A 16,414-nucleotide genomic window follows, 5' to 3' on the forward strand; every position below is an offset into this window, starting at 1 on the left:
GCCCTAGCGTCGGTTGCATGGCTCTGGCAACGAAGACGGCATCGAAGGAACGCTCACCGTCGCCCACCCGCTCCCGCGGCTTCTGGTCCTCGACCATCGGCAAGAAGACCGTCATGGCCGTCAGCGGTCTGATCATGCTCGGCTACCTCGTGGCCCACGTCGCCGGCAACCTCAAGGTCTTCTTCGGGCCCGAGGAGTTCAACGCGTACGGGCACTGGCTGCGCACCATGGGCGCCCCCGTCCTGCACTACTCCTGGGCCCTCTGGCTCGTCCGGATCGTGCTGCTCGCCGCCGTCGTCGGCCACGCCGTCTCCGCGTACCAGCTCAGCAGGCGTGACATCAAGGCCCGCCCCACCGGTTACGTCCACCGCCGCAAGGGGTCCTCGTACGCCACCCGCACCATGCGCTGGGGCGGGATCATCCTTGCCCTCTTCATCGTCTGGCACGTCCTGGACCTGACCACCGGCACCGTCCACCCCGGCGGCTTCCAGGAGGGACGGCCGTACGAGAACGTCGTCGACACCTTCTCCACCTGGTACGGCAACGTCATCTACATCGTCGCCATGCTCGCCGTCGGCCTGCACGTCCGCCACGGCTTCTGGAGCGCCGCCCAGACCCTCGGCCTCGGCAACGCCCGCCGCGAGCGGCTCCTCAAGATCCTCGCCAACGGCCTCGCGCTCGTCCTGACCGTGGGCTTCGTCTCCGTACCCGTCGCCGTCATGACCGGAGTGGTGAGCTGACATGAGCTTCCTCGACTACACGACCGGCGAGCCGGTCGTCGACCACAAGGCCCCCGCGGGACCCATCGCCGAACGCTGGGACACCCGCCGCTTCCAGGCCAAGCTGGTCAACCCCGCCAACCGGCGCAAGCACACCGTCATCGTCGTCGGCACCGGCCTCGCGGGCGGCTCCGCCGGCGCGACCCTCGCCGAACAGGGCTACCACGTCGTCCAGTTCTGCTACCAGGACTCGCCGCGCCGGGCCCACTCCATCGCCGCCCAGGGCGGTATCAACGCGGCCAAGAACTACCGCAACGACGGCGACTCCATCCACCGGCTCTTCTACGACACCGTCAAGGGCGGCGACTTCCGCGCCCGCGAGTCCAACGTCCACCGTCTCGCCCAGATCTCCGTCGAGATCATCGACCAGTGCGTCGCCCAGGGCGTCCCCTTCGCCCGCGAGTACGGCGGTCTCCTCGACACCCGCTCCTTCGGCGGCGTCCAGGTCTCCCGTACCTTCTACGCCCGCGGCCAGACGGGCCAGCAGCTGCTGCTCGGCGCGTACCAGGCGCTCTCCCGGCAGATCGCCGCCGGCAACGTCGAGATGCACGCCCGCACCGAGATGCTCGACCTGATCGTCGTCGACGGCCGGGCGCGCGGCATCGTCGCCCGCGACCTGATCACCGGCGCCGTCTCCACCCACTACGCGGACGCCGTCGTCCTCGCCAGTGGTGGCTACGGCAACGTCTTCTACCTGTCGACGAACGCGATGAACTCCAACGCGACCGCCGTCTGGCGGGCGCACCGGCGCGGCGCGTACTTCGCCAACCCCTGCTTCACCCAGATCCACCCCACCTGCATCCCGCGCACCGGCGACCACCAGTCCAAGCTGACGCTGATGAGCGAGTCGCTGCGCAACGACGGCCGTATCTGGGTCCCCAAGGCGAAGGGCGACACCCGCCCCGCCGCCGAGATCCCCGAGGACGAGCGCGACTACTACCTGGAGCGCATCTACCCGTCCTTCGGCAACCTCGTCCCCCGGGACATCGCCTCCCGCGCCGCGAAGAACGTCTGCGACGAGGGGCGGGGCGTCGGCCCGGGCGGTCAGGGCGTGTACCTGGACTTCGCCGACGCGATCCGGCGGATGGGCCGCAAGGCGGTCGAGGAGAAGTACGGCAACCTCTTCGACATGTACGAGCGGATCACCGCCGAGAACCCGTACGAGGTCCCGATGCGGATCTATCCGGCCGTGCACTACACGATGGGCGGACTCTGGGTCGACTACGACCTCCAGACCACCGTGCCGGGCCTGTTCGCGATCGGCGAGGCCAACTTCTCCGACCACGGGGCCAATCGGCTGGGCGCGTCCGCGCTGATGCAGGGGCTCGCCGACGGTTACTTCGTCCTGCCGTCCACCATCAACGACTACCTGGCCCGCCACCCGCACGCCGAGCGGGTCACGGACGAGCACCCGGCGGTACGGGAGGTGCTCGCCGAGACCGAGGACCGGCTCAACCTGCTGCTCGCCGTCGACGGCGACCGGACCCCGGACTCCTTCCACCGCGAACTCGGCGAACTGATGTGGGAGTTCTGCGGCATGGCCCGCACGAGCGAGGGCCTGCGCAAGGCCCTCGACCGTATCCCGCAGATCCGCGAGGAGTTCTGGCGCCGCATCAAGGTCCCCGGTACGGGCGAGGAGTTCAACCAGTCGCTCGAGAAGGCCAACCGGATCGTCGACTACCTGGAGCTCGCCGAGCTGATGTGCCTCGACGCGCTGCACCGGGCCGAGTCCTGCGGCGGCCACTTCCGCGAGGAGTCCCAGACCGCGGACGGCGAGGCAGAGCGGCGCGACGAGGAGTTCTCGTACGCGGCGGCCTGGGAATTTCGGGGGTCCGGGGGTCGTCCCCCGGGAGAGCGCGGCGGTGGCACCGGCGACGCCCCCGTCCTGCACAAGGAAGACCTCGTCTTCGAGTACGTCCACCCCACCCAGCGGAGCTACGCATGAAGCTCAACCTCCGCGTCTGGCGCCAGAAGAACGCCGACGCCCCCGGAGCCATGGCCACCTACGAGGTGGACGGCATCTCCTCCGACATGTCGTTCCTGGAGATGCTCGACACGCTCAACGAGGAGCTCATCCTGCGCGGCGAGGACCCCGTCGCCTTCGACCACGACTGCCGCGAGGGCATCTGCGGCGCGTGCAGCCTGGTCATCAACGGCGACGCCCACGGCCCCGAGCGCACCACCACCTGCCAGCTCCACATGCGGTCCTTCCGCGACGGCGACACCATCGACGTCGAGCCCTGGCGCGCCTCCGCCTTCCCGGTGGTCAAGGACCTGGTGGTGGACCGCTCCGCCTTCGACCGCATCATCCAGGCCGGCGGCTACATCAGCGCCCCCACTGGATCGGCCCCCGAGGCCCATGCCACCCCGGTCCCGAAGGCCGACGCCGACTTCGCCTTCGAGCACGCCGAGTGCATCGGCTGCGGCGCGTGCGTGGCCGCCTGCCCGAACGGCTCGGCGATGCTCTTCACCTCGGCGAAGGTCAACCACCTCAACGTCCTGCCGCAGGGCTCCCCGGAGCGCGAGACCCGGGTCCTGGACATGGTCGGACAGATGGACGCGGAGGGCTTCGGCGGCTGCACCCTCACGGGCGAGTGCGCGACGGCCTGCCCGAAGGGGATTCCGCTGCCGTCGATCGCCGCGATGAACAAGGAGTGGCTGCGGGCACGCCGTAAGGCCCGCCACTGAACCCCGGATTCCGGCGAGGGGGCACGGCCCGCTTTCGGACAGTCGCGGGGCGTGACCCTTGCCACGCCCCGCGCTCCCGGGAGAAGAATCTTCACCAAATATGCGTGATCGCCGTAGGATCTTCATCCTGGGGCGCCCTGCCGCCCTCCCGCAGCAAGATCAACTCCGTTCAACTCTGTACATTTCGCTGTGAGTTGGCCATTTCAGAGCCAACCGACATCTGGTGATTTCCTGCGCTCCGGCACCCTTGGGTATGCATGGTCCTGCCGGGGGCATATGACCAACCCCCGGTCCTATCCGACCATTTGGGGGGACCAGTATGTCCAGCATCACCCGCCGCAAGGCCCTCGGCGTCGCCGCGGGCGCCGCCGGTGCCGTCGCGGGCCTCACCGCCGCCGGCGCCGCGGGCGCGGCCGCACCGCTCGCCGCGGCCCCGGCCAACAGCTCCACCCCGGCGTCCTTCGACGAGACCTACCTGGGCCGGCGCATCAAGGGCGGCCCCGCGCACGGCGGCGGCCACCACGGGGGGCACCACGGAGGCGGCTACTCCGTGACCATCGACGGCAAGGAACTGCATGTCATGCAGAACGCCGACGGCACCTGGATCAGCGTGATCAGCCACTACGAGCCGGTCGCCACGCCCAAGGCGGCGGCCCGCGCCGCCGTCGTCGAACTGAGGGGCGCGCCCCTCGTTCCGCTCACCCTCGTCTGACCCGATCCAGGAGCCGCACCACCATGACCGTACGCAAGAACCAGGCCGCCCTCACCGCCGACGAGAAGAAGCGCTTCGTCGACGCGCTCCTCGAGCTCAAGCGCTCGGGCCGCTACGACACCTTCGTCACCACGCACAACGCCTTCATCATGGGCGACACCGACAGCGGCGACAGAGTCGGCCACCGCTCGCCCTCCTTCCTCCCCTGGCACCGCCGCTTCCTCATAGAGTTCGAGCAGGCACTGCAGTCCGTCGACGCCACGGTCGCCCTGCCCTACTGGGACTGGACCGCCGACCGCACGGCCCGCTCCTCGCTCTGGGCCCCCGACTTCCTCGGCGGCACCGGCCGCGCCCGCGACGGTCAGGTCCTCGACGGCGCGTTCGCCCGCAGCGGCAACCGGTGGACGATCAACGTCCGGGTCGACAGCCGTGACTTCCTGCGGCGCGACCTGGGCGCCGGGGGCCGTCAGCTGCCGACCCGCGCCGAGGTGGACTCCGTCCTCGCCATGGAGACCTACGACATGGCCCCGTGGAACAGCTCGTCCGACGGCTTCCGCAACCACCTGGAGGGCTGGCGCGGCGTCAACCTCCACAACCGCGTCCACGTCTGGGTCGGCGGCCAGATGGGCACCGGGGTCTCCCCGAACGACCCCGTCTTCTGGATGCACCACGCCTTCATCGACAAGCTGTGGGCCGACTGGCAGGCCCGTCACCCCCGGTCCGCGTACCTGCCGGCCGCGGGCACGGCGAACGTCGTCGACCTGAACGACACGATGCGCCCCTGGAACAACGTGACCCCCGCGGACATGCTGGACCACACCCGCCACTACACCTTCGACACGGCGGCCTAGGGTCGTTCCTCCGCCCTGGCGCCCGCTCCGGACCGTCAGCCGCCGACCGCGCGCAAGATGCCCGGTCGGCGGCCCACGAGCCGGTCCAGGGCGGCGGAGGACGCCTCGTCGGCGGGCAGGCGCACCACCAGGTGCTGGCCGTCGGTCTCGGCCAGCTCCAGGATCTCGTACGCGAGACGCAGTTCGCCGACCTCGGGGTGGACCAGGCGCTCGACGCCCGAGCGGTCCGGCAGGACGCCCGAGGAGGCCAGACGGTCCGAGAAGGGGGCGCCCGCGGTGATCGTCAGCTCCCTGGCCAGGTCGGCCATCGTGGGGTCGGAGCCGGTGATGCCGAAGTACAGGGCCGCCACCTGCTGGTCGGCCACCCGGTCCCAGTCCGGGTAGACCTCGCGGGCCCGGGGATCGGTGAAGACGTAGCGCGGCAGGCTCGGCGGGTCGCCGTCGAGCAGGCCCACCGGGCCCGCGAGCCGGGCGTAGCCGTCGCTGTACGCGACGGTCTCGCCCAGCATGTTGGTGACGGCGGCCGGTGTCTCCCCGAGCCGGTCCAGCAGGGCGCGCACCGTGGAGCGCACCTCGCGGGCCGGCGCGGGGGCCGCCGAACAGATGTGGTTGTGGCCGTGGGACTTCGACAGGCGCCGCATGTGGACCCGGGCGTCGAGCGGCAGCCGCAGCGCGTCGCTGAGCGCGCCGAGGACCTGGGCGGACGGGTTGCGGTCCCGGCCCTGCTCCAGACGGGCCAGGTACTCGACGCTGATCCCGGCCAGCATCGCCAGCTCCGCCCGCCGCAGCCCCGGCGTCCGCCGGCGCGTCCCGGCGGGCAGCCCCGCCTCGGCGGGGGTGAGGGCCTCGCGGCGGGCGCGCAGGAAGGCCCCCAGCTCGTTGTCGCTCATCCCCCGATCGTACGAGGAGGAGAGGGCGCGAGGGTGGCCCTGTCAGTACTACTCTGCGCGCTACCAGTCTCCGCACTACCCGTCCCGGTGCGGCCTTCCTCGCCGCGCCTCCGGGCCGCAGCGTTGAGGCATGACGAACGAATCACAGACCTCCACCACGACCGCGCTTCCGCTGACCGCAGGGCGCTGGACCTTCGACCCGCTGCACTCCGCCGTCGGCTTCACCATCCGCCACCTCGGCATCTCCAAGGTGCGCGGGCGCTTCAACGACCTGAGCGCCGAGCTGGTCGTCGGCGAGAGCCTGGCGGACTCCTCCATCACCGCGACCGTCGCCCTCGCCTCGATCGACACCGGCAACGCGGACCGGGACGCGCATGTGCGGGCCGCGGACCTGCTCGACGTCGAGAAGCGCCCGACGATGACGTTCCGGTCCACCCGGATCGGCGGCGCGGGGGAGGAGTGGACGCTGGAGGGCGATCTCACCATCGGGGACGTCACCCGGCCCATCACCTTCGACGTCGAGTTCGGGGGCGTCGTGGACGTCCCGGTGGACGGCAGCCGGCACGCGGGCTTCGACGCGACCGGCGAGTTCCGTCGCAGCGACTTCGGCCTGGACTTCGCTCCCGGCTTCCTCGGCGACGTGATCAAGGTGAGTCTGGAGGTCCAGTTCGTCGAACCCAAGTAGCCCTGAAGGGGCGGTGTTTGACTACCCGGACACATCCTGTTCGTCGAGCCGGGCCGCGAGATACGGCGCGGTCCGGCTCGACGCCGTCCCCGCCACCTCGCGCGGCGGCCCCTCCGCGACGATCCGGCCGCCCTCCTCGCCGCCGCCCGGCCCCAGGTCGATCACCCAGTCCGCCGTGGCGACCACGTCCATGTCGTGCTCGACCACGACCACGGTGTGACCGGCGTCGACCAGGCCGTGGAGCCGGCGCATGAGGACCTCGACGTCGGCCGGGTGGAGGCCCGTCGTGGGCTCGTCCAGGACGTAGAGGGTGTGGCCCCGGCGCGGGCGCTGGAGCTCGGAGGCCAGTTTGATGCGCTGGGCCTCGCCGCCGGACAGCTCGGTCGCCGGCTGGCCGAGCCGCAGGTACCCGAGGCCGACGTCGAGCAGCGTCCGCAGGCTCCGTGCGGCGGCCGGGGTGTCGGCGAAGAACTCGGCCGCCGACTCGACCGTCAGGTCGAGCACCTCGGCGATGGTGAGCCCGCGCAGCCGGACCTCCAGCGTCTCCGGGTTGTAGCGGGCGCCCCGGCAGTCCGGGCAGGGCGCGTACGTGCTCGGCAGGAACAGCAGCTCGACCGAGACGAAGCCCTCACCCTGGCAGGTCTCGCACCGCCCGCCGCTCACGTTGAACGAGAACCGCCCCGCCTTGTAGCCGCGGGCCCGCGCCTCCTCGGTGTCCGTGAACAGCTTCCGTACGACGTCGAAGAGGCCCGTGTAGGTCGCCAGGTTGGATCGCGGAGTCCGCCCGATAGGCCTCTGATCGACCGTCACCAGGCGTCCCACGCCTTCGAGTTCCTCGCTCAACGCGCCGACCAGCGTCGACTTGCCCGAGCCCGACACCCCGGTCACCGCCGTCAGGACCCCGGTCGGGAACGCCGCTGACACGGCGCTGAGGTTGTGCCGAGTGACGGGCCCGACCCGCAGCAGGCCGGTGGCTGGGCGGACCGCGCGCTCCGGCACGGGAGCGCGGTCGAAGAGGAAGCGGCGCGTCGCCGACTCCGCCACCTCCGCGAGGCCGCCCGGCGGGCCGCTGTGCAGGACCCGGCCGCCGTGCACACCGGCCCCGGGCCCGACGTCCACGATCCAGTCGGCATGGCGGATCACGTCGAGATGGTGCTCGACCACGAACACCGTGTTGCCGGCCGTCTTCAGCCGGTCCAGGACCACCAGGAGCGCCTCGGTGTCGGCCGGGTGCAGACCGGCGGAGGGCTCGTCGAGGACGTACACGACGCCGAACAGGCCCGAGCGCAACTGGGTGGCGAGCCGCAGGCGTTGGAGCTCGCCGTTGGACAGGGTCGGCGTGGCGCGGTCCAGGCTGAGGTAGCCGAGGCCCAGTTCGGTGACAGTGCCGATCCGCGCCACGAGGTCCTCGGTCAGCACGCGCGCCGTCTCCGAGCCGTCGTGCTCCGTCAGGAGCCCGGCCAGGCCCGTCAGCGGCAGGGCGGCCAGCTCGGCGATCGTCCGGTCCGCGAACGTCACCGCGAGCGCCTCCGGGCGGAGCCTGCCGCCCCGGCAGACCGGGCAGGGGTTGCTGGTCAGGAAGCGTTCCGCCTTCGCCCGCAGCGTGGCGCTCTTGGAGTCCGCGAAGGTGTGCATCACATAGCGCCGGGCGCTCATGTACGTGCCCTGGTACGGGCGTTGGATGCGCCCCGCGTCCCGTACCGGATGCACTGTGACGACCGGCTGCTCGTCCGTGAAGAGGATCCACCGCCGGTCCTTCGCGTCCAGCTCCCGCCACGGCCGGTCGACGTCGTACCCCAGGGCGTCGAGCACGTCGCGGAGGTTCTTCCCCTGCCAGGCCCCGGGCCAGGCGGCGATCGCCCCGTCCCGGATCGACAACTCCGCTTCGGGTACGAGCAGTTCCTCACTGGTCTCGTGCACCCGGCCGAGACCGTGACACTCGGGGCAGGCGCCGGCCGCCGTGTTCGGCGAGAACGCGTCGGAGTCGAGCCGCTCGGCGCCCGCCGGATACGTACCGGCGCGCGAGAACAGCATGCGCAGCGAGTTGGAGAGCGTCGTGACCGTACCGACCGAGGAGCGGGCGCCCGGCGAGGAGCGGCGCTGTTCGAGGGAGACCGCCGGCGGCAGCCCGCTGATCTCGCCGACCTTCGGCGCCCCCACCTGGTGGATGAGGCGCCGGGCGTACGGCGCGACCGACTCGAAGTAGCGGCGCTGCGCCTCCGCGTAGATCGTCCCGAACGCGAGGGAGGACTTGCCGGAGCCCGACACCCCCGTGAAGACGGCGATCGCGTCGCGCGGGATGTCCACGTCGACACCGGCGAGATTGTGCTCGCGGGCGCCGCGCACACGGACGTACGGATCGGAGGTGCCGGGGGAGCTGTGGTGCATGGCTCGATTCTAGGTGTTTGCCCTGGTCAGGCCGGTCCGAGCCCCGCCGTACGGGCGAGTCGGCGGTACGAGTCGAGCAGCGCCGCGCGGTCGTACGTACTGGTCGTCACCAGCACCTCATGCGCCCCGCTCTCCTTCACCACCCGCTCCAGCGCGTCCCCGACCTGCTCCTCCGTGCCGACCAGATGTCCCTGGAGCCCCGAGGCGAAGAACTCGCGCTGCTTGTCGGTCATGGCGAGGCGCCGGATCTCCTCGGCGGGCAGGAGCGGCGGGAAGGCACCTCGCGTACGGGAGTGCGCGAGCGACCACGCCTCGGGGACCAGGAGCTCCCGGGCCTCCTCCTCGGTCGCGGCGACCGCGATCGTGCCCGCGATCACCACGTACGGCTCCGCGGACCAGGGAGAGGGCCGGAAGGCGGCGCGGTACTCGTCGATCGCGCGCAGCATCCGCTCCCGGCCGCGCAGATCGCCGATCACCAGCGGCAGCCCGGCCCGGGCCGCGATCGACGCGCCCTCGCCGGTCGCCAGGACGTACGGCGGGACCCGCAGGCCCTCGGCCGGGCGGGCGTGCACCTGGGGGTGGGCGGTCTGGGTCCCCGTGAACCAGCCGAGCAGCTCGTCCAGCTGCTCCGCGAACCGGTCGGCGTCGTCCTTGTCCCGGCCGAGCGCCCGCCGGATGCCGTCGGTGAAGCCGACGGAACGGCCGAGGCCCATGTCGATCCGGCCGGGGAACAGCGACTCCAGAACGCCGAACTGCTCCGCGACGACCATCGGCTGGTGGTTGGGGAGCATCACCCCGCCGGTCCCGACCCGGATGGCGGAGGTGGCGGCGGCCACGGCGGCGGCCAGGACCGTCGGCGCCGAGCCGGCCACCCCCGGCACGCTGTGGTGCTCGGAGACCCAGAACCGGTGGTAGCCGAGCGCCTCCACCTCCCGCGCCAGGTCCACGGTCGCGCGCAGCGCCACGGAGCCGTCCTCGCCCTCCCGGGTCCGGGAGCGGTCGAGGACGGAGAGACGGATGCCGTCGGCGGAAAGAGTCACATGGGGTTCAACGCACCGGGTCGCCGAGGATTCCCGGCGCGGCGGGCCGGGCACGGTACGGCGTTGCCTAGGCTGTCCGGGTGACCCGTACCAGCAGTGCCGACAGGCCCCTCGCCGTCTTCGACCTCGACAACACGCTCGCCTCCACGGCGCACCGGCAGCGCTTCCTGGAGGGCAAGCCGCGCGACTGGGCGGCGTTCTTCGCGGCGGCGCCCCAGGACCCGCCGCTCGCCGAGGGCGTCGCCCTGTGCCTGGAGGCCGCCGAGGAGTGCGAGGCCGTGTACCTCACGGGGCGGCCCGAGCGCTGCCGCCGGGACACCGTCACGTGGCTCGCCGCGCACGGCCTTCCGGAGGGCGCCCTGCACATGCGGCGGGACCGGGACTTCCGCCCCGCGCGCGTGACGAAGCTGGAGATCCTGCGCCGGCTCGGCCGCGACCGTGAGATCCGGATGCTCGTGGACGATGACGAGCTGGTCTGCGACGCGGCCGAGCAGGCGGGCTTCACGGTCGTACGGGCCCGCTGGGCGACGGCGTCGGAGGCGCTCAGGGACGCCCAGGAGAAGGAGGGCCGGACCTGACCGGCCCCATCGGCCGCCTCAGTCGCCTTCCTCGAGCCGGAAGCCGACCTTCAGGCCGACCTGGAAGTGCGCGATCGCGCCGTCGACCAGGTGGCCGCGGACCTGCGTCACCTCGAACCAGTCGAGACCGCGGAGCTTCTGCGAGGCCCGCTCGATGCCGTTGCGGATGGCCTGGTCCACGCTCTCCGTGGACGTGCCGACGATCTCGGTGACGCGGTAGGTGTGGTTCGACATGGGGGCCGGATTCCTCTCCGTGGGGGTCCCTCCACGGTGCCCCACGGTGCCCGGGTCCGCGACACGTCGGCTGCCGGCGGTGGCGGGGAGTCTTGTCGCATGGGGTGTCCCACCGTCCCAGTTCCGGCCTCCTGGTACGTCACGCTCTGGGGCGGGTGAGGCACGTGGAACCGGCCGGTGCACCGATGTCCGGGCGGGGACTCATGGGTCAGGGCCCGGCACCCGGCTCAGGTTCCGGGGAGGATACGGCGCGTTTCGTAGGCCCACATGGCGATCTCGACCCGGTTGCGGGCGCCAAGTTTGGCCATCAGGCTGGCCAGATGCGTCTTCACCGTGCTGAGGCTGATGTGCAGCGCGTCGGCGATCTCGGTGTTGGTCAGCCCGCGGGCGACGGCGAGGAGCACCTGCTCCTCGCGGGCGGTGACGGGTGAGACCGGCTGGGCCGCGGGCCGGCCGGCGGGCAGGTCCGCGAATGTCTGGAGCAGGCGGACGGTGACGCTGGGCGCGATGAGCGCCTCACCGTCGGACGCCGACCGTACGGCCTGCGCCAGAAGGTCCGGTCCCGTGTCCTTGAGGAGGAATCCGCGCGCGCCGGCACGCAGTGAGCCGTAGACGTACTCGTCGAGGTCGAACGTGGTGATGACGACCACGGCCAGCGGGTCGGCGACGCCCGGGCCGGCGACCAGCCGGGTGGCCTCGAGCCCGTCGAGTACGGGCATGCGGATGTCGAACAGGCAGACGTCAGGGCGTAGTTCGCGAGCCAGACGTACCGCTTCCCGCCCGTCGGCGGCCTCGCCGACCACCTCGATGCCCGGCTGGGCGTTCAGCATGATCCGCAACCCGGTGCGGATGATCGTCTGGTCGTCAGCGACGAGGACGCGAATGGACACCGCTCTCGCTCCTCGCTCTCGGCAGTTCGGCTTCGACATGCCAGCCCCGGTCGGTACCCGGGCCGGCTCGTAGTGTGCCGCCGAGCAGGGTCGCGCGCTCGCGCAGTCCGGTAAGTCCGTATCCGTCGCGACCCCGGCCGGTGCGCCGGCCGTTGTCGCGCACGCTCACCCGTACCGTGTGCCGTTCCGCGGCGACCCGGACGACGAGTTCGGTCGCGTCGACCGCATGGCGCAGCGCGTTGGTCACCGACTCCTGCACGATCCGGTAGACGGCCGCGTCCACGGCCGGGGGCAGCGCGTCCAGTTCGCCGTCGAGCCCCAGGTCGACTCTGAGGCGACCGCCCGGGGTGCGCGCCAGGCGCTCCAGAGCCGCGACTCCGGCAGGGGGCGCCAGCTCGGCGCCGACCCCGTGGTCGCGCAACGCGGCGACCATGGCGCGCATTTCCTCCAGCGTGCGCGCCCCTTCCTCCTCGACCCCCTCCAGCGCCTCGACGGCGGCGGACGGTTCGGTGCCCGCGAGCACCCGGCCCGCCTGAGCGATGATCACCATGGCCGACACGTGGTGGGCCACCGTGTCGTGCAGTTCACGGGCGAGCTGCTCGCGCTCGCGGGAGCGCACCTGCTCCAACTGCCGCTCGCGAGCGGTCACCCGGAACCGCACCGCAGCCCCGACCACGCCGGGCAGCAGCAGGAAGGCGAAGCCCACGACATTTTCGACGACGGGTGTCTCGTCCGTGACGGAACACAGCGCGCCGGCCGCGAGGATCGCCGCGCTGCCCAGCACGATCTCGCGTCCCGATCCCCACCGGGGCAGCGCGTACACCAGCAGGAGCACGACCGCGCCGGTGTACAGACCGACGGGCTCGCGCGGTGCGGCGACGAGCGAGGCCGCCTGAAGCAGGATCACCGAGCCGAACGCCAGCGTCACCATCGCCAGCGGGCGGGTTCGGCGCCACAGGAGCAGCAGGCACAGCCATACGGCGAACACCACCGCCACCGGCCGCCACACGACGTTCTCGCGCAGGGTGGCCTCCAGCGCCACACCGGCAAGGCCCGCTGCGAGCAGCGCCCAGTCCCGCCGCAGCCGGGCGGGCGCGTCGGGCGGCCGGGGTTCGGTCCACAGGGTTCGCAGGTCGTCTCGGAGCACGGTTCTCAGCCTAGGGACCGCGGCGCGCCGCGCATCGGCCGAAAGGACGGGTCGTCACTCCGCCCCGGGGCCGACGGATCCGCGGCCCGTGGGCCGATGCCGCGGAGCGCCGTGGCGACGAGCCTCGGCATCGGCGGCCGTACAAGGACGGCCGACGAGGTGGTTGGAGGACCCGATGCTCTCGAAAGCCCTGTTGCGCCTGGGCGCAAGCGCCGCCCGCCATCCCTGGCGGGTGATCGCGGCATGGCTGATCGCCGCCACGCTCGCCGTCCTCGCCGCCGTCGCCTTCGGCGGGCGGACCGCGGACTCGATGACCGCTCCGGGACTGGACTCCCGACGGGCCGCGGAACTGATCGAGCGGGCAGGCACCGGCCAGGAGGGGATGACCGCCCAAGTGGTCGTCACCCCCCTCGGCGACGGTGCGACGTTCCTCGACGACGACGGCGCGCGCACCGCTCTCACGCGGCTGCGGGCCGAGGTGCAGCGGCTGCCCCACGTGCTCGGCACGAGCGACCCGGAGGGGGCGCTCGACGCGGGCGGGGACACCGCCGTGCGCGGCGGCCTCGTTTCGGCCGACGGGCGGATCGCGGTCGTCCGGGTGCAGTACCCCGACCAGAGCAGGCTGTCGGCCGACGACCTCGACGCCCTCGTCGATCTCGGCGACCGGCTGCGCGCCGAGCTGCCGCTGCGCATCGAGATGGGCGGGAACCTCTTCTACGCCTTCTCCGACCCCGACGGCGGCGCGAGCGAGCTGATCGGCCTCCTCGCCGCGGCCGCGATCCTCTTCCTGGCGTTCGGTTCGCTCGTCGCCGCCGCGCTGCCGATCGGCATGGCGGTCTTCGGGCTGACCGTCGGGGTCGCCACGATGACGGTACTGGCGGGGGTGACAGAGGTCCCCACCTTCGCCCCGGTCCTGGGCAGCATGGTCGGGCTCGGAGTGGGCATCGACTACGCGCTGTTCGTGCTCGCCAGGCACCGCGAGTACCTCGCGCGCGGGCTCGATCCGCAGACGGCGGCCGGACGAGCGGTGGCAACGGCGGGGCGGCCGGTGGTCTTCGCCGGCGGCACCGTCGTCGTGTCGATCCTCGGCCTGGCGGTCGCGAACGTGCCGTTCATGACGGTGGGCGGGCTCGCCGTCTCGATCGTCGTCCTGACGATGGTGCTCGCGTCGGTGACGCTGCTGCCGGCCTTCCTCGGCGCGGCGGGCCCGCGGCTCGGCCGGGCCGGCCGGATCGGCCGAGCACTTCGGGCAGGGCGGTCGGGCCGCCTCGGCCGACGGCGGGACACTGCGGCGGGCGCCGTCCCCGCCGTCGGGTGGCGGCGCTGGCTCAAGCACGTCGGCCGGCACCCGGTGCCGTACGCGGTCGGCACCGCGGCGCTGCTGCTGACGGCGACGCTGCCCGTGCTCGGCCTGCGCGTCGGCCTGCCCGACGACGGCTCACTGCCGCAGAGCCGAACCGAGCGCCGGGCCTACGACCTCGTCGCCGAGGGATTCGGCCCTGGCACCAACGGTCCCCTCGTCCTTGCCGCGGACCCCGCCGGTGATCCGGGAGTGGTGGACCGGCTCGTCGGGGCGGTCGCGGCGGATCCGGGGATCGCGTCCGTCGCGCCGGCGCGCGTCGACCGGGCCACCGGCATCGCGACCCTCGTGGTGTTCCCGACCACCAGCCCTCAGGACGAGGCCACGACCGACACCCTCGCCCGGCTGCGCGCCGAGGTGCTGCCCGCGGCGATCGGACACGGCCCTGCCCGGGCCCACGTCGGCGGCGCCGCCGCGAGCCTGTCCGACGTGGGCCGACGCACCAGCGACCGCCTGCCGCTGTTCGTCGCGGCCGTGCTGGCGCTCTCGTTCCTGCTGCTGATGCTGGTCTTCCGCTCGGTCGTCGTACCGCTCAAGGCGGTGCTGCTGAACCTGCTGAGCATCGGCGCGGCCTACGGCGTCATGGTCGCGGTCTTCCAGTGGGGCTGGGGAGGCGCGCTCATCGGGCTGGAAGCGACGGTTCCGATCGTGTCGTTCATCCCGATGTTCCTCTTCGCCATCCTGTTCGGCCTGTCGATGGACTACGAGGTGTTCCTCCTCTCGCGCGTACGCGAGGAGTACGTGCGCACCGGCGACAACGGCACGGCGATCGTGGAGGGCGTCGCGGGCGCCGCCCGGATCATCACGTCCGCCGCCCTCATCATGGTGGCGGTCTTCCTGTCCTTCGCCGTCGCCGATGACCCCTCCACCAAGATGTTCGGGCTCGGCCTGGCCACCGCGATCCTCATCGACGCGACGGTCGTCCGCATGGTGCTGGTACCGGCGACCATGACCCTCCTCGGCCGGACCAACTGGTGGCTGCCGAAGTGGCTGGACCGGTTGCTTCCCCGCGGCCCGGTCGGCACCGACGACACCGACGCGGAATTCGCGGGTGAGGCCCCGCGTCCACGGCTGGTTGACCGTTGACTCGACTCGTGCCCGCCCGTGGCGTTCCGACGCTTTGAGCGCGAGCGGACTGGCGAACTGGTCCACGTCGACGACATCAAGAAACTCGGCAATATCCCCGACGGCGGCGGCTGGCGAATCGTCGGCGAGACGACCGGCGACCACAACCGGCAGGCCACCACCGACGAGCGCCGCGGCCGCAAGCCGGTGATCGGCTACAGCGGCAACAACCCTGCGGGTCCACACACCTAGGGCCTGTCGTTTGGATCAGGCCGGATCAGGCGCGGCACCAGGGCCCGCGAGCCCGGCATGATCCAAACGACAGGCCCTAGTACGCGTCCCCCTCCGTCGAGGACGTCACGACGCCGTCCTGGGTGAAGTCGAGGCGCGAGACGATCCGGTACCGGTCGCCCCGGTACACCGAGTGGACGTACTCGACGGGCCGGGCCGAGGTGTCCAGGGTGAGGCGCTCGATCAGCAGGGCCGGAGAGAGCACGGGGATGTCGAGCAGCTCCGCCTCGTCCTCGCTGACGACGGTGGGTTCGATGGACTGCGTCGCCTCCCGGACGTGGATCCGGTGGTGGTCGCGCAGATGCTCGTAGAGGTCGCCCGCCTCCAGTTCCTCCGTCGTGAGCGTCGAGGACAGCAGGTCCGCCGGGATGTGCAGGTGCTCGATGGCCATGGGGGAGCCGTCGACCAGGCGGAGCCGGGCGATGTAGAGCAGCTCGGCGGCCGGGGAGATCCGGAGCTTCCGGCCGATCCGCGCCCCGGCCGTCGTCCTGGCGCACTCCAGGACCCGGCTCGACCAGGTGCCCGACGCCCGGGGAACCGTGAACGCGCTGTCCAGCGGCATGAGTTGCTGGGTGATCTTGGCCGGGGCGACGAACGTGCCGCGCCCCTGCTCCCGTACGAGCGCGCCCGTCGCGACGAGTTCGTCGACCGCGGCGCGCAGCGTGGGGCGCGAGACGCCGAGGTCGGCGCAGAGCGTGCGTTCGGACGGGATGGGGACGCCGGGTCCGCGCGCCTCGATCAGGCCGAGGAGATGCTCCCGTACCCGCTCCCGCTTCAGCACCCCGCCCGAGGGGCTGTCCTTCATGTGCTCTCCCT

The 16,414-nt window shown here is 72.1% G+C and carries 15 protein-coding genes and 1 pseudogene; 9 read left to right on the top strand and 7 right to left on the bottom strand.

Annotated features, from left to right (window positions below):
• Nucleotides 1–17 precede the first annotated feature (17 nt).
• The 5 genes from AB0F56_RS02210 to AB0F56_RS02230 all read left to right on the top strand — a co-directional run bounded on the left by AB0F56_RS02210 (nucleotide 18) and on the right by AB0F56_RS02230 (nucleotide 5,030).
• Entirely contained in the window at nucleotides 18–740 is a 723-nt protein-coding gene (locus AB0F56_RS02210; protein ID WP_362003021.1) for a succinate dehydrogenase, read from the top strand.
• A 1-nt stretch (nucleotide 741) separates the two neighbouring features.
• Complete coding sequence (locus tag AB0F56_RS02215) at nucleotides 742–2,724, top strand: fumarate reductase/succinate dehydrogenase flavoprotein subunit (protein WP_362003023.1); 1,983 nt, start codon at nucleotides 742–744, stop codon at nucleotides 2,722–2,724.
• Nucleotides 2,721–3,467, top strand: coding sequence for a succinate dehydrogenase/fumarate reductase iron-sulfur subunit (locus AB0F56_RS02220; protein ID WP_362003024.1), 747 nt, complete (start codon nucleotides 2,721–2,723; stop codon nucleotides 3,465–3,467). Before AB0F56_RS02215 ends, AB0F56_RS02220 begins: the two co-directional genes overlap by 4 nt.
• Nucleotides 3,468–3,786: 319 nt before the next feature.
• A complete protein-coding gene (locus AB0F56_RS02225) occupies nucleotides 3,787–4,179 on the top strand; it encodes a tyrosinase cofactor (protein WP_362003026.1) in 393 nt (130 codons plus the stop codon).
• 23 nt (nucleotides 4,180–4,202) lie between these two features.
• Nucleotides 4,203–5,030 (top strand): tyrosinase family protein, encoded by an 828-nt coding sequence (locus tag AB0F56_RS02230; protein WP_362003028.1) that lies wholly within the window; start codon nucleotides 4,203–4,205, stop codon nucleotides 5,028–5,030.
• 35 nt (nucleotides 5,031–5,065) lie between these two features.
• Here AB0F56_RS02230 and AB0F56_RS02235 read toward each other — a convergent pair whose 3' ends face one another.
• A complete protein-coding gene (locus AB0F56_RS02235; protein ID WP_362003030.1) occupies nucleotides 5,066–5,920 on the bottom strand; it encodes a helix-turn-helix domain-containing protein in 855 nt (284 codons plus the stop codon).
• A 130-nt stretch (nucleotides 5,921–6,050) separates the two neighbouring features.
• On the opposite strand from AB0F56_RS02235, the gene AB0F56_RS02240 reads away from it, so the two are divergent.
• Complete coding sequence (locus tag AB0F56_RS02240) at nucleotides 6,051–6,605, top strand: YceI family protein (protein ID WP_362003032.1); 555 nt, start codon at nucleotides 6,051–6,053, stop codon at nucleotides 6,603–6,605.
• 21 nt (nucleotides 6,606–6,626) lie between these two features.
• On the opposite strand, the gene AB0F56_RS02245 is transcribed toward AB0F56_RS02240, so the two are convergent.
• Both AB0F56_RS02245 and AB0F56_RS02250 read right to left on the bottom strand, forming a co-directional pair.
• Complete coding sequence (locus AB0F56_RS02245) at nucleotides 6,627–8,993, bottom strand: excinuclease ABC subunit UvrA (RefSeq protein WP_362003033.1); 2,367 nt, start codon at nucleotides 8,991–8,993, stop codon at nucleotides 6,627–6,629.
• A gap of 26 nt (nucleotides 8,994–9,019) precedes the next feature.
• On the bottom strand, nucleotides 9,020–10,033 hold the full coding sequence (locus tag AB0F56_RS02250) for an LLM class flavin-dependent oxidoreductase (protein ID WP_362003034.1): 1,014 nt from the start codon (nucleotides 10,031–10,033) through the stop codon (nucleotides 9,020–9,022).
• An 80-nt stretch (nucleotides 10,034–10,113) separates the two neighbouring features.
• Here AB0F56_RS02250 and AB0F56_RS02255 point away from each other — a divergent pair, with 80 nt between their 5' ends.
• Nucleotides 10,114–10,611: a hypothetical protein gene (locus tag AB0F56_RS02255; RefSeq protein WP_362003035.1), complete on the top strand. Its 498-nt coding sequence runs from the start codon at nucleotides 10,114–10,116 to the stop codon at nucleotides 10,609–10,611.
• Between the two features lie 18 nt (nucleotides 10,612–10,629).
• Here the strand turns inward: AB0F56_RS02255 and AB0F56_RS02260 are convergent, their stop codons facing one another.
• From AB0F56_RS02260 to AB0F56_RS02270, 3 genes are all read right to left on the bottom strand, one after another.
• Nucleotides 10,630–10,845 carry a dodecin gene (locus AB0F56_RS02260; RefSeq protein ID WP_362003037.1) on the bottom strand — a complete coding sequence of 72 codons (216 nt, stop codon included), beginning with the start codon at nucleotides 10,843–10,845 and terminating at the stop codon, nucleotides 10,630–10,632.
• Between the two features lie 227 nt (nucleotides 10,846–11,072).
• The gene (locus AB0F56_RS02265; protein WP_057604715.1) at nucleotides 11,073–11,735 is read right to left on the bottom strand and encodes a response regulator transcription factor; all 663 of its coding nucleotides are present in this window, start codon (nucleotides 11,733–11,735) and stop codon (nucleotides 11,073–11,075) included.
• Complete coding sequence (locus AB0F56_RS02270) at nucleotides 11,710–12,882, bottom strand: histidine kinase (protein WP_362003039.1); 1,173 nt, start codon at nucleotides 12,880–12,882, stop codon at nucleotides 11,710–11,712. The genes AB0F56_RS02265 and AB0F56_RS02270 overlap by 26 nt, the downstream gene beginning before the upstream one ends.
• A gap of 175 nt (nucleotides 12,883–13,057) precedes the next feature.
• Here AB0F56_RS02270 and AB0F56_RS02275 point away from each other — a divergent pair, with 175 nt between their 5' ends.
• Together AB0F56_RS02275 and AB0F56_RS02280 are read left to right on the top strand one after the other, a co-directional pair.
• A complete protein-coding gene (locus AB0F56_RS02275; RefSeq protein ID WP_362003041.1) occupies nucleotides 13,058–15,328 on the top strand; it encodes an MMPL family transporter in 2,271 nt (756 codons plus the stop codon).
• A gap of 27 nt (nucleotides 15,329–15,355) precedes the next feature.
• Nucleotides 15,356–15,478 (top strand): annotated as a pseudogene (locus AB0F56_RS02280) (IS481 family transposase); the annotation flags it as partial.
• A 157-nt stretch (nucleotides 15,479–15,635) separates the two neighbouring features.
• Here AB0F56_RS02280 and AB0F56_RS02285 read toward each other — a convergent pair.
• Nucleotides 15,636–16,403, bottom strand: coding sequence for a GntR family transcriptional regulator (locus tag AB0F56_RS02285; RefSeq protein WP_362003043.1), 768 nt, complete (start codon nucleotides 16,401–16,403; stop codon nucleotides 15,636–15,638).
• Nucleotides 16,404–16,414 lie beyond the last annotated feature (11 nt).

This window comes from Streptomyces sp. NPDC026092, from assembly GCF_040638605.1.
Classification (GTDB): Bacteria; Actinomycetota; Actinomycetes; order Streptomycetales; family Streptomycetaceae; genus Streptomyces.

Excerpts from the sequence above, each read along its gene's own strand:
- AB0F56_RS02210 (WP_362003021.1), top strand. The coding sequence starts at position 18 with ATGGCTCTGGCAACGAAGACGGCATCGAAGGAACGCTCACCGTCGCCC.
- AB0F56_RS02215 (WP_362003023.1), top strand. The coding sequence starts at position 742 with ATGAGCTTCCTCGACTACACGACCGGCGAGCCGGTCGTCGACCACAAG.
- AB0F56_RS02220 (WP_362003024.1), top strand. The coding sequence starts at position 2,721 with ATGAAGCTCAACCTCCGCGTCTGGCGCCAGAAGAACGCCGACGCCCCC.
- AB0F56_RS02225 (WP_362003026.1), top strand. The coding sequence starts at position 3,787 with ATGTCCAGCATCACCCGCCGCAAGGCCCTCGGCGTCGCCGCGGGCGCC.
- AB0F56_RS02230 (WP_362003028.1), top strand. The coding sequence starts at position 4,203 with ATGACCGTACGCAAGAACCAGGCCGCCCTCACCGCCGACGAGAAGAAG.
- AB0F56_RS02235 (WP_362003030.1), bottom strand. The coding sequence starts at position 5,920 with ATGAGCGACAACGAGCTGGGGGCCTTCCTGCGCGCCCGCCGCGAGGCC.
- AB0F56_RS02240 (WP_362003032.1), top strand. The coding sequence starts at position 6,051 with ATGACGAACGAATCACAGACCTCCACCACGACCGCGCTTCCGCTGACC.
- AB0F56_RS02245 (WP_362003033.1), bottom strand. The coding sequence starts at position 8,993 with ATGCACCACAGCTCCCCCGGCACCTCCGATCCGTACGTCCGTGTGCGC.
- AB0F56_RS02260 (WP_362003037.1), bottom strand. The coding sequence starts at position 10,845 with ATGTCGAACCACACCTACCGCGTCACCGAGATCGTCGGCACGTCCACG.
- AB0F56_RS02275 (WP_362003041.1), top strand. The coding sequence starts at position 13,058 with ATGCTCTCGAAAGCCCTGTTGCGCCTGGGCGCAAGCGCCGCCCGCCAT.
- AB0F56_RS02285 (WP_362003043.1), bottom strand. The coding sequence starts at position 16,403 with ATGAAGGACAGCCCCTCGGGCGGGGTGCTGAAGCGGGAGCGGGTACGG.